This window comes from Ramlibacter sp., from assembly GCF_035655895.1.
In the GTDB taxonomy this organism is placed as follows: Bacteria; Pseudomonadota; Gammaproteobacteria; order Burkholderiales; family Burkholderiaceae_C; genus Ramlibacter.
The window spans coordinates 49,938-63,044 of the sequence record NZ_DASRTN010000016.1 but is presented as its reverse complement, the minus strand read 5'-3'; the positions used below and the strand labels follow the sequence as shown (position 1 = coordinate 63,044).

15 protein-coding genes and 1 pseudogene are annotated in these 13,107 nt (G+C 70.9%); 10 read left to right on the top strand and 6 right to left on the bottom strand.

The window, feature by feature from the left end:
• Positions 1–23: 23 nt before the first annotated feature.
• A pseudogene (queG, locus tag VFE82_RS19760) lies at positions 24–1,058 on the top strand (tRNA epoxyqueuosine(34) reductase QueG); the annotation flags it as partial.
• On the opposite strand, the gene VFE82_RS19755 reads toward queG, so the two are convergent.
• Entirely contained in the window at positions 1,047–1,952 is a 906-nt protein-coding gene (locus tag VFE82_RS19755) for an AEC family transporter (RefSeq protein ID WP_325002062.1), read from the bottom strand. The pseudogene queG and the gene VFE82_RS19755 overlap by 12 nt on opposite strands.
• A gap of 128 nt (positions 1,953–2,080) precedes the next feature.
• On the opposite strand from VFE82_RS19755, the gene VFE82_RS19750 reads away from it, so the two are divergent.
• From VFE82_RS19750 to VFE82_RS19725, 6 genes are all read left to right on the top strand, one after another.
• Positions 2,081–3,052 carry a tripartite tricarboxylate transporter substrate binding protein BugE gene (locus VFE82_RS19750; RefSeq protein ID WP_325002061.1) on the top strand — a complete coding sequence of 324 codons (972 nt, stop codon included), beginning with the start codon at positions 2,081–2,083 and terminating at the stop codon, positions 3,050–3,052.
• A 10-nt stretch (positions 3,053–3,062) separates the two neighbouring features.
• Entirely contained in the window at positions 3,063–3,989 is a 927-nt protein-coding gene (gene xerD, locus VFE82_RS19745; RefSeq protein WP_325002060.1) for a site-specific tyrosine recombinase XerD, read from the top strand.
• A 14-nt stretch (positions 3,990–4,003) separates the two neighbouring features.
• On the top strand, positions 4,004–4,984 hold the full coding sequence (locus tag VFE82_RS19740; RefSeq protein ID WP_325002059.1) for a tripartite tricarboxylate transporter substrate binding protein: 981 nt from the start codon (positions 4,004–4,006) through the stop codon (positions 4,982–4,984).
• 19 nt (positions 4,985–5,003) lie between these two features.
• On the top strand, positions 5,004–5,972 hold the full coding sequence (locus VFE82_RS19735) for a threo-3-hydroxy-L-aspartate ammonia-lyase (protein ID WP_325002058.1): 969 nt from the start codon (positions 5,004–5,006) through the stop codon (positions 5,970–5,972).
• A 68-nt stretch (positions 5,973–6,040) separates the two neighbouring features.
• On the top strand, positions 6,041–7,222 hold the full coding sequence (locus VFE82_RS19730) for an MFS transporter (RefSeq protein ID WP_325002100.1): 1,182 nt from the start codon (positions 6,041–6,043) through the stop codon (positions 7,220–7,222).
• 11 nt (positions 7,223–7,233) lie between these two features.
• Positions 7,234–7,362, top strand: coding sequence for a hypothetical protein (locus tag VFE82_RS19725; RefSeq protein WP_325002057.1), 129 nt, complete (start codon positions 7,234–7,236; stop codon positions 7,360–7,362).
• Between the two features lie 41 nt (positions 7,363–7,403).
• Here the strand turns inward: VFE82_RS19725 and VFE82_RS19720 are convergent, their stop codons facing one another.
• The 3 genes from VFE82_RS19720 to VFE82_RS19710 form a co-directional block, all read right to left on the bottom strand.
• Positions 7,404–7,640 carry a hypothetical protein gene (locus VFE82_RS19720; RefSeq protein WP_325002056.1) on the bottom strand — a complete coding sequence of 79 codons (237 nt, stop codon included), beginning with the start codon at positions 7,638–7,640 and terminating at the stop codon, positions 7,404–7,406.
• 56 nt (positions 7,641–7,696) lie between these two features.
• The gene (locus VFE82_RS19715) at positions 7,697–7,942 is read right to left on the bottom strand and encodes a hypothetical protein (protein WP_325002055.1); all 246 of its coding nucleotides are present in this window, start codon (positions 7,940–7,942) and stop codon (positions 7,697–7,699) included.
• A gap of 91 nt (positions 7,943–8,033) precedes the next feature.
• On the bottom strand, positions 8,034–8,252 hold the full coding sequence (locus tag VFE82_RS19710; RefSeq protein ID WP_325002054.1) for a cold shock domain-containing protein: 219 nt from the start codon (positions 8,250–8,252) through the stop codon (positions 8,034–8,036).
• A gap of 272 nt (positions 8,253–8,524) precedes the next feature.
• Here VFE82_RS19710 and VFE82_RS19705 point away from each other — a divergent pair, with 272 nt between their 5' ends.
• Positions 8,525–9,415, top strand: coding sequence for a transglutaminase family protein (locus VFE82_RS19705; RefSeq protein ID WP_325002053.1), 891 nt, complete (start codon positions 8,525–8,527; stop codon positions 9,413–9,415).
• A gap of 10 nt (positions 9,416–9,425) precedes the next feature.
• Here the strand turns inward: VFE82_RS19705 and VFE82_RS19700 are convergent, their stop codons facing one another.
• A complete protein-coding gene (locus tag VFE82_RS19700) occupies positions 9,426–10,208 on the bottom strand; it encodes a ferritin-like domain-containing protein (protein ID WP_325002052.1) in 783 nt (260 codons plus the stop codon).
• A gap of 33 nt (positions 10,209–10,241) precedes the next feature.
• A complete protein-coding gene (locus VFE82_RS19695) occupies positions 10,242–11,462 on the bottom strand; it encodes an EAL and HDOD domain-containing protein (protein WP_325002051.1) in 1,221 nt (406 codons plus the stop codon).
• Between the two features lie 106 nt (positions 11,463–11,568).
• Between VFE82_RS19695 and VFE82_RS19690 the strand changes: the two genes are divergently transcribed.
• Both VFE82_RS19690 and VFE82_RS19685 read left to right on the top strand, forming a co-directional pair.
• The gene (locus VFE82_RS19690) at positions 11,569–12,093 is read left to right on the top strand and encodes a gamma carbonic anhydrase family protein (RefSeq protein ID WP_325002050.1); all 525 of its coding nucleotides are present in this window, start codon (positions 11,569–11,571) and stop codon (positions 12,091–12,093) included.
• Positions 12,094–12,129: 36 nt separating this feature from the next.
• On the top strand, positions 12,130–13,107 hold the full coding sequence (locus tag VFE82_RS19685) for an Hsp33 family molecular chaperone HslO (RefSeq protein WP_325002049.1): 978 nt from the start codon (positions 12,130–12,132) through the stop codon (positions 13,105–13,107).

The window sequence follows — 13,107 nt, the reverse complement described above, 5'->3', positions numbered from 1 at the left end:
ACGGTCCTTCGCTGGTGGCAGCCATCCGGCAGTGGGGCCGCGAGCTCGGATTCTCCCAAATCGGCGTGGCGGGCGTGGACCTGTCGGATGCCGAGCCGGGGCTGCTGCAGTGGCTCTCCAACGGATTTCACGGCGAAATGGCCTACATGCAGACGCACGGCCTGAAGCGGGCGCGCCCGGCGGAACTGGTGCCCGGCACGCTGTCGGTGATCACCGCGCGGATGGACTACCTGCCCGCGGCCACGCCCGAAGGCTGGCAGGCGGTGGAGTGGGGCCGCCTGGAGCGCCCGCGCGAGGCGGTGGTGTCGCTCTATGCACGGGGACGCGACTACCACAAGGTGCTGCGGCAGCGGCTGCAGAAGCTGGCCGAGCGCATTGCAGCGCAGGTGGGGCCCTTTGGCCACCGGGCCTTCACCGATTCCGCGCCGGTGCTGGAGGCGGAACTGGCCGCGCGCAGCGGCCAGGGCTGGCGCGGCAAGCACACCCTGGTGCTCAGCCGGGAGGCGGGCTCGATGTTCTTCCTGGGCGAGATCTACGTCGACCTGGCCCTGCCCGCGACGCCGCCGGAGACCGCCCACTGCGGCACCTGCTCGGCATGCATCGACGCCTGCCCGACCGGGGCGATCGTCGGGCCGCAGCGGGTCGACGCGCGCCGGTGCATCTCGTACCTGACGATCGAGCATCCTGGTGCGATTCCCGAGGAACTCCGCCCGCGGATGGGCAACCGCATCTACGGCTGCGACGACTGCCAGCTGACCTGCCCCTGGAACAAGTACGCGCAACGCAGCCCGCTGCCCGATTTCGATCCCCGGCCCGACATGGCCGGTGCCACGCTGGCGGCGCTGCTGGCCTGGACCGAGGAGGAGTTCCTGCGCCGCACCGAAGGCAGCCCGATCCGCCGCATCGGCCACGAACGCTGGCTGCGCAACCTGGCGGTGGGGGCCGGCAACGCGCTGCGCACGGCGGCCGACGAGGACCTGCGCCGCGCACTGCAGCAGCGCCTGGAGCACTTCAGCGTGCTGGTGCGCGAGCACGTCGCCTGGGCGCTAGCGCAGCAGCCCGAGCGCGAATGTCAGGCTGAAGACGCCCAGCACGGTGGAGAGGGTGACCAGGCCGGCGACGTACGCGCCGTTGTAGCCCATGCGGGAGGCCAGCACGTAGCAGCTGGAGGCGGTCGGCAGGGCCGAGAACGCCAGCAGCACGACCGCCTGGGTGGGGTCGAGGTGGAACAACCGCACCAGCACCCACGCCACCAGCGGCAGCAGGGCGTGGCGGATGGCCAGCACGCAGACGGTGAGCAGCCGCTGGCGGGCCAGGCTGCCGAACTGCATGCCCGCGCCGGCAGCCATCAGGCCCAGGGCCAATGAACTGCCCCCGATGCGGTTGGCGGTCGGCTCCAGCCAGCCGGGGATCGACAGATCCAGCAGGTTGAACGCCAGCCCGGCGCCGGTACCCACGATCAGCGGGTTGCGCGCGAGCGCGGCCAGGAAGCCCGTCTGCGCATGCCGGGCCATCGGCCAGACCGCGCCGATGTTGAACAGCGGCACGCACACGCCGATCAGCACCGCGATCAGTTGCAGGCCCTGCGGCCCGGCCACCCGTTCGGCCAGCGTGAGCGCCATGAACGAGTTGAAGCGGAAGGCCACCTGCGCCGCGCCGGCGTGGTCGCGCGGGTCGATGCGCCGGCCGATCACGGGCAGGTGCGGGATGGCGTAGGCCAACCCGATCCCCGCCAGGCCCATCAGCAGGCCGGCCCCGATCAGGCTGGACGTCTCGCCGAGGTCGAGCGGGCTGCGCACGATCGACAGGAACAGCAGGATCGGGAACAGGAAGTAGTAGACCAGGCTCTCGACCCCATCCCAGACGCTGCGGTTCAGCGCGGTGTAGCGGCACAGCAGGTAGCCGCAGACGATCAGCGAGAAATCGGGGAACAGCAGGCGGGCAAAATCCACCGGCCGAGGATAGCCCAGCCATCTGCGCGGCCCCGGGTTCCCCCGTATGTGGATCCCACACCGCCGGCGCCTGCGCGGGACGTTAGGATCGGCGGGTTTGACGTCCGTTTGACTGAAGGAGAGTTCGCATGAATCGCCGTGACTGGATCGCCCTGTCGGCAGCCGCGCTGGCCCTGTCCGCCGGGCCCGCACTGGCCCAGAGCTACCCGAACAAGCCGATCAGGCTGGTCGTGCCGTTCGCCCCCGGCGGCACCACCGACATCGTGGCCCGGGTGATCTCGGATCCGCTGGGCAAGGCGCTGGGGCAGAGCGTGGTGGTCGAGAACAAGGCCGGCGGCGGCGGCATCATCGGCGCCACGCAGACTGCACGGGCCACGCCGGACGGCTACGAGCTCGGCGTCGCCACCGTGTCCACCACCGCGGCGAACCCGGCGATCAATCCCAAGATCCCGTACAACCCGATCTCGGACTTCACGCCGATCATCAACATCGCGGCCACGCCCAACGTGATCGCGGTCCACCCGAGCTTCCCGGCCAAGGACTACAAGAGCTTCGTGGCCGAGCTCAAGAAGAACCCGGGCAAGTACTCGTACTCGTCCTCCGGCACCGGCGGCATCGGCCACCTGCAGATGGAGCTCTACAAGAGCCTGTCCGGCACCTTCGTGACGCACATCCCGTACCGCGGCGCCGGCCCGGCACTGAACGACACCGTCGCCGGCCAGGTGCCGATGATCTTCGACAACCTGCCCTCGGCGCTGCCCTTCATCCGCGAGGGCCGCCTGGTGCCCATCGTGGTGGCCGCCCCGCAGCGGCTGAAGGACCTGCCGAACGTGCCGACGTTCAAGGAAGTGGGGCTGGAGCCGGTGAACCGCCTGGCCTACTACGGCATCTACGGTCCCAAGGCCCTGCCCAAGGACGTCGTCGAGAAGATCCATGCCGGCGTGACCAAGGCGCTGACCGATCCGGCGGTGCGCAAGCGCATCGAGGACACGGGCTCGCTGATCGTGGCCAACACGCCGGAGCAGTTCGGCCAGCAGATCCGCGCCGAGTACGACGTGTACAAGAAGGTGGTGGATTCGGCCAAGCTCAAGCTCGACTGACACACCGCCGGTGGTCGCTTCCGCCGCCGCCCGAGCCAAGCCGCCTGCGGGCGGCTTGTTCGCTTGCGTCGACGATTTCATCGACGCGCTCTGGCTCGAGGAGGGGCTGTCGGCCAACACGCTGGCTGCGTACCGCCGCGACCTCACGCTGTATGGCCGGTGGCTGCAGGGCCACGGCCGCGAGATCGAGGCGACCGCCGAGGTCGATCTGCACCGCTACTTCGCCGACCTGCACGCGCGCACCAAGGCGACCACCGCCAACCGCCGGCTGACCGTCTTCAAGCGGTTCTTCCGCTGGGCGCTGCGCGAGCGCCGCATCCACGCCGATCCGACGCTGAAGCTGCAATCGGCCCGGCAGCCGCTGCGGGTGCCCAAGACCTTGAGCGAAGCCCAGGTCGAGGCACTGCTCGGGGCGCCCGATGTGGACACGCCGCTCGGTCTGCGCGACCGGACCATGCTCGAGCTGATGTATGCCAGCGGGCTGCGCGTGAGCGAGCTGGTCACGCTCAAGATGCACCACCTGAGCCTGGCCGACAACGTGGTCCGCGTGATGGGCAAGGGATCGAAGGAGCGGCTGGTGCCGTTCGGCCTGGTGGCGCGCGACTGGATCGCCCGCTACCTGGAGGACGCCCGGGCCGCCATCCTGGCCGGGCAGCAGACCGACGACCTGTTCGTGACGGCGCGCGGCCACGGCATGACCCGTGCCATGTTCTGGGTGATCGTGAAGAAGCAGGCGCAGGCCGCCGGCATCCGGACACCTCTGTCGCCCCACACCCTGCGGCACGCCTTCGCCACCCACCTGCTCAACCACGGCGCCGACCTGCGGGCCGTGCAGATGCTGCTCGGCCACGCGGACATCGCCACCACCACCATCTACACCCACGTGGCGCGCGAGCGCCTGAAGCAATTGCACGCGCACCACCATCCGCGCGGCTGAACCCACCTTTGCCCATGCTCCCGAACACCACCCGCCGCGCGGCACTCGTCGCGCTCGCTGCCAGTCCCTTCGCCGCCGCCGCGCAGGGGGTCTCCTGGCCTGCCAAGCCGATCCGCCTCATCGTGGCCTATCCACCCGGCGGCGTGAGCGACGCAGTCGCCCGGGCGCTGGCCGACCGCCTGTCCACCGCCCTCGGCCAGTCGGTGCTGGTCGAGAACAAGGCCGGCGCCAGCGGCAGCATCGGCCTGGATGCGGTGGCCAAGGCACCGAAGGACGGCTCGGTCTTCGGCTTCTCGGCGATCAGCCCGGTGGCCCTCAATCCCCACCTCGGCAAATCCCCGTTCGACCCGGTCCGCGACCTCGTGCCCGTGGCCAGCGTGATGTATTCGCCCGTGCTGCTGCTGGGCACCAGCGCGACGCCCGCCCAGGACCTGCGCGAACTGCTGGCCGCGGCGCGGTCCCGCCCGGGTGCCGTGCGCTGGGCCACGTCGGGGCCTGCCTCGCTCGGGCACGTGATGCTCGAGCAGCTGAAGGCGGCGGCCAAGGTCGACATCACGCACGTGCCCTACAAGGGCGGCGGCCAGCAGATCACGGATGCCCTGAGCGGGCAGTTCGAGGTGCTGTCGGTCAACACCGGCCCGGCGATCACCCAGCACGTCAAGGCCGGCAAGCTGCGCCTGCTTGCCGTGGGCGCGCCCGCCCGGCTGGATGCCTTTCCGGCCGTGCCGACGTTGGGGGAACTGGGATTTGCTGCCGCCAACATGACCTCGCTGTTCGGGCTGTTCGCGCCGGCGGGCGTGCCCGCCGCGGTGATCGAGCGCCTCAATGCCGAGGTGAACCGCGCCCTGGCCGCGCCGGACCTGCGCTCGCGCCTGGTCGCCACCGACAACGTGCCGACCGGCGGCACCGCCCCGGAGTTTGCGCGCCAGATCGCGCAGGAGTCGGAGAACAACGCGCGCATCATCCAGTCGGCCGGCATCCAGGCCGAGAAGTGACGTTCCACGAGAAGGCCCCATGCTGCAATTCGCCGAGATCCAAGCCGCCGCCGCGCGCCTCGCGGGCGTGGCCCACCGCACGCCGGTCCTGACCTCGCACACCCTGGACGACCTGCTCGGCGCCCAGGTGTTCATGAAGGCCGAGAACCTGCAGCGCATGGGCGCCTTCAAGTTCCGCGGCGGCTACAACGCCGTCAACGCGCTCACCGAGGCCGAGCGTGCCCGCGGCGTGGTCGCCTTCTCCTCGGGCAACCATGCCCAGGCCGTGGCGCTGGCCGCCCGCCTGCATGGTTGCCGAGCGACCATCGTGATGCCGCACGACGCGCCGGCCCTCAAGCTGGCGGCCACGCGCGGCTACGGTGCGCAGGTGATCGTCTACGACCGCTACAAGGAAGACCGCGCCGCCATCGCCGCCCGGCTGGTGGACGAGCAGGGCGCCACGCTGATTCCGCCCTTCGACGACCTGCGGGTCATGGCGGGGCAGGGGACCGCCGCCCTGGAGCTGCTGCAGGACACGGGTCCGCTGGATGCACTCATCGTCTGCGCTGGCGGTGGCGGGTTCCTCTCGGGCTGCGCCGTCGCCGCAAAGCACCTCGCGCCCGGCATCCGGATGTTCGGTGCCGAGCCGGAACGCGGCGACGACATGCGCCAGTCGCTGCGCGCAGGCCGCATCGTCAGCATCGACGTGCCGCGCACCATCTGCGACGGCCAGCAGACGCAGGCCGTCGGTCGCCACACCTTCGAGGTCATCCAGGCGCACGTCGAGGACGTGCTCACGGTGCCCGATCCCGTGGTGGTCGAGGCGATGCGGTTCGCGTTCGAGCGCATGAAGGTGGTCCTGGAGCCCTCCGGTGCCTGCGCGCTGGCGGCACTGATGCACCACCGGGACCGCCTGCGCGGCCTGCGCGTGGGCGTCACGCTCTCCGGCGGCAACGTCGGGGCCGACCGTTTCGCGGCCCTGCTGACGGGCGCGGAGCGGGTCGACTGACACGACTGCCGGGCCGTCGCGTGTCCACGTCCTCCGCTGCACCGGACACCGCACGCACCGCGTGGGTCATGCTGCTGGCCCTCACCGCGGGCTTCGCGCTCAGCCAGGCGTTTCGCACCGTGGCCGCCATCCTGGCGCCGCCGCTGCAGCAGGAGTTCGGCCTGACGCCACGGCAGCTGGGCGTCTTCGCCGGCGCATTCCATGTCGCCTTCGGATCGCTGCAGCTCTTCATGGGCATGGGCATCGACGTCTGGGGGCCGCGCCGCACGGTGCTGGCCGTGTCGCCGCTCGCGATCGTGGGGGCACTGCTGGCGGCCACCGCGCACGGCTTCCCGCAGCTGCTGCTGGCGCAGGTCGTCATCGGCGTCGGCTGCGCGCCGGCCTTCCTGGTCTGCACCGTGTTCATCGCCCGCCGCTTCCCGGCGCCGCGGTTCGCCGCCGTCTCCGGCTCGGTGCTGGGCATCGGCTCGGTCGGCCTGCTGCTCACCGGCACGCCGCTGGCCTGGGTGGTGGAGCAGCTGTCCTGGCGCGCCGGCTTCGTGGCGCTGGCGTTCGGATCGGCCGCGGCCTGGCTGGCCATCCTGCTGCTGGTGCGCGAGGCGCCGCCGCAGCCCGACGAAGGAGCCCGGCCCGGCCTGCTGCAGGCGTTGCGTGGCTACGGCGAACTGTTCGCGCTGCCGCACACCTGGGGCATCCTGCTGCTGGCCACGTTCACCTACGCCTCGTTCCTCGCGCTGCGCGGGCTCTGGCTCGGCCCGTTGCTGGTGGAGCGGCACGGCTTCAGCCTGGTGCAGACCGGCCACGTGGCGCTCGCGGTGTCGGTCGTCGGCATGGCCGGCCCGCCGCTGTTCGGCCGGCTCGACCCGGGGGATGCGCGCCGGCGGGGGTGGCTGGTCTCGTACACGTTCGTCGTCGCCGCCCTGTACGCCGCGATGGCGTTCAGCCGCAGCGCGGCGCTCGACGTGGCGCTGAGCGTGGTCTCCAGCCTGGTCTCCGGCTACATGGTGCTGCAGTACGCCGACGTGCGCGCGGCCTACCCGGCGCGCATGACGGGGCGCGCGATGGCGGTGTTCACGATGGCCTTGTTCCTGGGCGTCGGGCTGATGCAATGGACCACCGGGCTGGTGGCCTCCGCCGCGCCGGGGCTGCACGTGGAGACCTACGCCGCGGTGCTCGGGTCGATCGCGCTGCTGCTCGTGTTCGCGGCGGTCGGCTTCCGGCTGCTGCCCGGCCCTGGCCGCCAGCCCTGACGGGTCAGGAGATGGGCCGCGCGACCGGCGGCTCGATCCGCTCCGTCGATCTCGTGCTGCTGCTGGTGCTGATGCTGATGCTGACGTTTAACCTGCCCGGCGGCGGCCTGCGCGACGCGCCGAATCCGCGCCAGGGCTGACCGGGCGACCGGGGCCGGCCATCCCGGCCGACCGGATGCGCTCACGCGGGCGGCTTGGCGTCCATCACCATGGCCCAGCGGCCCCAGGCCGCGTCGCTGTCGTGGCGAGCGGCCATCCAGGCATTGAATTCCTCCGAGCGCAGCGCGTGCTCCTTCACGCCCGCCTGCTCGGCCCGGGCGAGGGCCTCGTCGAACAGGCGCTCGGCGGCTTCCTCCCTGGCCTGGATCCGCAGTGCGGCCTGTTCCATCAGGGCGAGTTCCTCGAGCCAGTAGTCCATGTCCGACCTTTCAGCGATAGCGCGGTGGGGAGCGTCCGATCCGTGGACGGCGGGTGTCATGTCGCGGCTGCGGCCATTGGCGTGGCACCGATCCAGCGCAGGCCTTCGTCGCGGGCGTAGGCCGCGGCGGCGGGGAGGTCGCGGAACAGGCGCGTGAGGCGCACCACCCGGTCGGTGGTGCCGCTGCCCGTGCCGGAGCGGACGGAGACGGAGCAGCCGATCCAGCCGTTGTCCAGGCGCTTGGTGAGGGGAGAGATCAGGTACTTGCCCACCTGGGTCGGCGGGTGTTGGGGTTGGGTCATGTGTCGATTGGCGAAAGAGTCGATCCCGCGCCCCGGGATCGCCGGGGCATGGCTGCGCGTTGCGCGCTCGCGGCCGCAAGGCCGCACGGGATCAGGCGCCGGCCAGCGGCCGGATGTTGGAGGCGAGCCCGCCACGCGGGCCCTGGGTCAGGGTGAACTGGACGCGCTGGTTGTCCTGCAGCGTCCTGGAGCCGTCGGACAGGAAGTCGCGGCCGTGGGCGAACAGGTCTTCGCCGCCGCCGTCCGGCACGATGAAGCCGTAGCCCTTGTTGTCGTCGAACCCGGTCACGGTTCCGGTGAGAGTCGTCATGTCGATCCGTCGGGAGTTGCCGCGCGGCGAATCGGCCGGCACGGCGCGCAACGCCAAGAAGATCAACAGGAGGGGATTTCGACAGCGACTCGCCGGTGGCGGGAGGGAGAAGAGGGACCTGGGGTTGACGTCTTGAACACGTCTGGCAGGCCCATGGTAACCCATCGTGGCTGCCCGCGGGGCGCCGAGGTGATCCGCCCGGCTCGGGCGCCCCGCGCCGCCGCGCACGGGGGTTGCCCCCACGGAACCGCGGCAGTGCGCTAGCATGGCCAATGAACTCCCCGATTCCCGTCCGGCTCGCCTACGAAGTGGACCTGTCGTACGCCGTGCAGGCCGCAGGCGCGGACTTCATCTTCAACGTGCAGGCGGCGCGGACCCCGCGCCAGCATGTCCTGGGCGAGACCCTGTCGCTGCCCGGCGGCGCGCCGGTGCGGGAAGACACCGATCCCGAGACCCGCGGCCGCTTCCTGCGGGTGCGCGCCGATGTCGGGCCGATCACCTTGCGGTACGCGGCCACGGTCGAGATCGTGCACCACCTGGAGGATCCCACCGGGATCCAGGAAACCGGGATCCCGGCACTGCCGGGCAGCGTGCTGCCGTTCCTCTATCCGAGCCGGTACTGCCCGTCGGACACGCTCAACGCGTTCGCGATGGCCCAGTTCGGCTCGCTCTGGCAGGGCTACGGGCGCGTGCAGGCGATCTGCGACTGGGTCCAGCGCAACGTCGCCTTCGTGCCGGGCAGTTCCTGCGGCACCACCACGGCGGCCGACACGCTGCGGCAGGGCCAGGGGGTGTGCCGCGACTTCGCCCACCTCATGATCGCGCTGTGCCGGGCGATCAACATCCCCGCGCGGTTCACGACGGGGCTCGACTACGGTGCCGATCCGGCGCTCGGGCCCACCGATTTCCATGCCTACGTCGAAGCCTACGTGGGCGGCCGCTGGCGCATCTTCGATCCGTCCGGCACTGCGATCCCGATGGGGTTCGTGCGGCTGACGTCCGGGCGCGATGCCGCCGACTCGGCCTATGCCTCGATCTTCGGCAACGTCGTGCCGCAGGCCCGGCGGCTGGCCATCTGGGCGGTGCCCGGACAGGACGGCGTGGTGCGCGAGCCCTACCGGGGTTGGGAGGCGGTCTCGACCGACGACGGCCCGTCCGCCTGACGACACGCGATCAGGGCGCGATCAGGGCGGCCAGTTCGCCCTCGTCGAATCCGGCGGCCCGACGCGCATCGAGATTGAACGGGCCGCGTGGCCGCGGCGCACCGTACCGTGCGGCCAGTTCGGCATAGGTGGCCACGTGGTCGAGCCCGCGCTCGCGGCACAGGACGCGGTACCAGTGGTTGCCCACGGCCACGTGCCCGATCTCGTCGCGCAGGATCACGTCCAGGATCTCGCCGGCGCGCACATCGCCGGCGGCCACCAGCTTGGCCTTGATGGGCGGCGAGGCATCGAGCCCGCGTGCCTCCAGCGTCCTGGGCACGAGGGCCAGGTGCGCCAGCAGGTCGTGCCGCGTCTTCTCGGCCATCTCCCAGAGCGCGTTGTGCGCGGGGAAGCTGCCGTAGTCGTACCCCAGGGACCGCAGGTGGTCTCGCAGCAGCTGGAAGTGCAGGGCCTCCTCGCGCGCGATCACCACCCACTGGCGGTAGAAGGCGGCCGGCTGGCCGGCAAAGCGCCAGACGATGTCGGCGGCCAGGTCGACCGCATTCAGCTCGATGTGCGCCAGCGCATGCAGGAGGGCGGCGCGGCCCTCGGTGGTGCGCACGGACCGCTGCTTGAGCTCGGTGTGCGGGACCAGCTGCGGCTGCTCGGGGCGGCCGGGAATGCCGGCGGGCTCGTCCAGCACCTCGTTCTCGCCGAACGGCCCGTCCGTGCCCAGGTCGCGCGCCCTGCGCGCCTTCTCCCCCGGATCGCGCTCCAGGAGCACGGCCAGGGCGTCTCGTCGAACCGATCCCATCCGGCGAGCATAGACGCTCGCGCGAGCGGTGCCTCAGGCCGCGAGCAGGTCCTCGGCCCAGGCCAGCGCCTGCAGGTGCGCCATGTTGACCTGGTGGCCGGAGAGCAGCAGGCGGTCGGCGTTGGCCGCGAACGCCTCGTCGTTGGCGCCTTCGCAGGCCTCTGCCAGCGAGAGGAAGGGCTCGAACAGCCCCTGGCGGCGCAGCAGCGCGTCGTTGACGGCCTCCGGCAGCGCCAGTCCGTCGAGCGCGCGTTCCAGCGGCACGCCGGTCATCGAGTCGAGCAGCGAGAACACCCCGACCACGAAGGCCTGGTCGCACTGCTCACTCGTGAGCAGCTCGGCCGCCAGCAGCTCCATCAGGCGGCCGCGCACGACGGCCGTGTGGCCCAGGGCAGGCGCGCCGCTGGCCGATGAGGCCATCAGCACGGTGGCCCAGCGCAGCAGGCGCTGCATGCCCACCAGCATCACGGCACTGCGAAACGAGCTGACCTCGGTGGTCAGGCCGAAGGCGCCCGAGTTAATGTAGCGCAGCAGGTTGAAGCTCAGCGCCGCGTCGCGCTTGAGCAGCGACTCGACTTCGGCGGTGTCGGCCTCGCGGCGCAGCAGCGCGATCAGCTCCAGGATGATCGCCTGGTTGGGCCGCAGCGACCGGGTCTCCACCTTCACCGGCTGCGAGAACCAGGCGCCCTGGAACAGCTCGATGCCCAGCGAACTGGCCAGCTTGTGCTGCTCCTGGTCGTCGATGCCGCAGGCGATCAGCTTGGGCGGCAGCTGACGCGCCGCCTTGATCACGGCCGGGATGGCGGCCGGCGGCAGCCGACCGAAGTGCAGCTTCAGGAAGCTGGCGTGGGCCAGCCAGGGACGCCAGGCCGAGCCCATCACGTCATGGGCGAACGCCAGCCGGAACCCGCGCTTGCGCAGCGATGCCAGCAGCTGGGCGCCTTCGAGCACCTGCTCGGGCGTGAAGCCGGACGGCAGCAGCACTTCGAGCACCGTGTGCTCGGGGTCGACGGTGGCCAGCGCCTCGCTGCCCAGCGTGGCCCAGCTGCACGGGATGAACAGCAGCCGGCGTTCGGCCAGCGCCTGGCTCGTCAGCAGCATGCCGGCGTGGCCGAGCAGGGTGACGTCGCGCGCCATGTCGGGCGTGCCGTCCGAGCGGTCGACCAGTTCGTAAGCGAAGATGGCGTTGCGCTGGTCGAGGATGGAATGCCTCGCCACGGACACGTCACGGGTGGGGGCGGAGATCTCGCTCATGCAATGGGCCGGTGAAAGGAATTGCGGTCCATTCTCGTGGCGCGCTGCGCCGGGCAAGCCGGGAACAGCGTCCCTACAATGCCTCTTTTCGACAGGCAGGAACGGTATGGCGGTTTACGAACTCGACGGCAAGGCGCCGAAGCTGGGGCAGGGCGCCTGGGTTGCCGAGACGGCCACGGTGATCGGCACGGTGGAACTGGGCGACAACGCGAGCGTCTGGTTCGGCGCGGTGATCCGGGGCGATACCGAGACCATCCGCATCGGCGCCGACACCAACATCCAGGACGGGTCGGTGCTGCACGCCGACGCGGGCAAGCCGCTGGTGATCGGCTCCGGCGTCACGGTGGGCCACCAGGTGATGCTGCACGGCTGCAACGTCGCCGACGGCTCCCTGATCGGCAACCAGGCGGTCATCCTCAATGGCGCGCGCATCGGCCGCAACTGCATCGTGGGAGCGGGCAGCGTGGTGACCGAGAACAAGGAATTTCCCGACAACTCCCTCATCATCGGTGCGCCCGCTCGCGTCGTCCGCACGCTGGACGACGGCGCCGCCAAGATGATGGCCCAGAACGCCCGCCACTACGTCGAGAACGCGCGGCGCTTCGCCGCCGGCCTCCGGAAGATCGGCTGAGGGCGGCCCGGCGGCAGCTCTCCGACCAGCAGTTCCATGTCCGAGCTCCATAAATTCCTGTTCGACGGCCTTCCCGTCCGCGGCGCGCTCGTGCGCCTGACGGACGCCTGGACCGAGATCCTGGCGCGTCGCCAGGTCAACAGCAGCACCGGTGCCTGGCCGCCGCCCGTGGCCGAGCTGCTGGGCGAGATGGCCGCCGCCGGCGTGCTGATGCAGTCCAACATCAAGTTCAACGGCGCCCTGATCCTGCAGATCTTCGGCGACGGACCGGTGAAGGTGGCCGTGGCCGAGGTCCAGCACGACCTCAGTCTGCGCGCGACGGCCAAGGTGGTCGGCGACGTCGGCGTCGGCGATCGCCTGCCCGAGCTGGTGAACCTGCACAACCAGGGCCGCTGCGCGATCACGCTCGATCCGCGCGACAAGTTTCCCGGCCAGCAGCCCTACCAGGGCGTGGTGCCGCTGCACGGGGACCGGCGCGAGAAGATCGGCCGCCTCAGCCAGGTCCTGGAGCACTACATGCTCCAGTCCGAGCAGCTGGACACCACGCTGGTGCTGGCTGCCGATGCGAAGGTGGCGGCTGGCCTGCTGATCCAGCGGCTGCCGCTCGAGGGGGAAGGCAATCTCGCGGGTTCGATGGTGAGCAAGGCCAACGAGGACGAGATCGGCCTGAACGAGCACTACAACCGGATCGCCACGCTGGCGTCCAGCCTGCAGCGCGAGGAACTGCTCGAACTCGACGTCGACACCATCCTGCGCCGCCTGTTCTGGGAAGAGAAGGTGCTGCGTTTCCCGGCCCAGACGCCGCGCTTCGCCTGCACGTGCAGCCGCGAGCGGGTGGCCAACATGATCCGGGGGCTCGGCCAGGCCGAAGCCGACAGCATCCTGGCGGAACAGGGGCAGATCGAGGTGGGGTGCGACTTCTGCGGCCAGCAGTACCGCTTCGATGCCGTCGATGCTGCCCGGCTGTTCACCTCACCGGGCGACCAGCCGCCCGTGACGTCGGCGATGCAATGA

What these genes read in the sequence shown, in the direction of transcription:
- VFE82_RS19705 (WP_325002053.1), top strand. Translation starts at nt 8,525, where the DNA reads ATGAACTCCCCGATTCCCGTCCGGCTCGCCTACGAAGTGGACCTGTCG.
- VFE82_RS19725 (WP_325002057.1), top strand. Translation starts at nt 7,234, where the DNA reads ATGGGCCGCGCGACCGGCGGCTCGATCCGCTCCGTCGATCTCGTGCTG.
- VFE82_RS19730 (WP_325002100.1), top strand. Translation starts at nt 6,041, where the DNA reads ATGCTGCTGGCCCTCACCGCGGGCTTCGCGCTCAGCCAGGCGTTTCGC.
- VFE82_RS19695 (WP_325002051.1), bottom strand. Translation starts at nt 11,462, where the DNA reads ATGAGCGAGATCTCCGCCCCCACCCGTGACGTGTCCGTGGCGAGGCAT.
- VFE82_RS19720 (WP_325002056.1), bottom strand. Translation starts at nt 7,640, where the DNA reads ATGGACTACTGGCTCGAGGAACTCGCCCTGATGGAACAGGCCGCACTG.
- VFE82_RS19700 (WP_325002052.1), bottom strand. Translation starts at nt 10,208, where the DNA reads ATGGGATCGGTTCGACGAGACGCCCTGGCCGTGCTCCTGGAGCGCGAT.
- VFE82_RS19715 (WP_325002055.1), bottom strand. Translation starts at nt 7,942, where the DNA reads ATGACCCAACCCCAACACCCGCCGACCCAGGTGGGCAAGTACCTGATC.
- VFE82_RS19740 (WP_325002059.1), top strand. Translation starts at nt 4,004, where the DNA reads ATGCTCCCGAACACCACCCGCCGCGCGGCACTCGTCGCGCTCGCTGCC.
- VFE82_RS19735 (WP_325002058.1), top strand. Translation starts at nt 5,004, where the DNA reads ATGCTGCAATTCGCCGAGATCCAAGCCGCCGCCGCGCGCCTCGCGGGC.
- VFE82_RS19690 (WP_325002050.1), top strand. Translation starts at nt 11,569, where the DNA reads ATGGCGGTTTACGAACTCGACGGCAAGGCGCCGAAGCTGGGGCAGGGC.
- VFE82_RS19750 (WP_325002061.1), top strand. Translation starts at nt 2,081, where the DNA reads ATGAATCGCCGTGACTGGATCGCCCTGTCGGCAGCCGCGCTGGCCCTG.
- VFE82_RS19710 (WP_325002054.1), bottom strand. Translation starts at nt 8,252, where the DNA reads ATGACGACTCTCACCGGAACCGTGACCGGGTTCGACGACAACAAGGGC.
- VFE82_RS19685 (WP_325002049.1), top strand. Translation starts at nt 12,130, where the DNA reads ATGTCCGAGCTCCATAAATTCCTGTTCGACGGCCTTCCCGTCCGCGGC.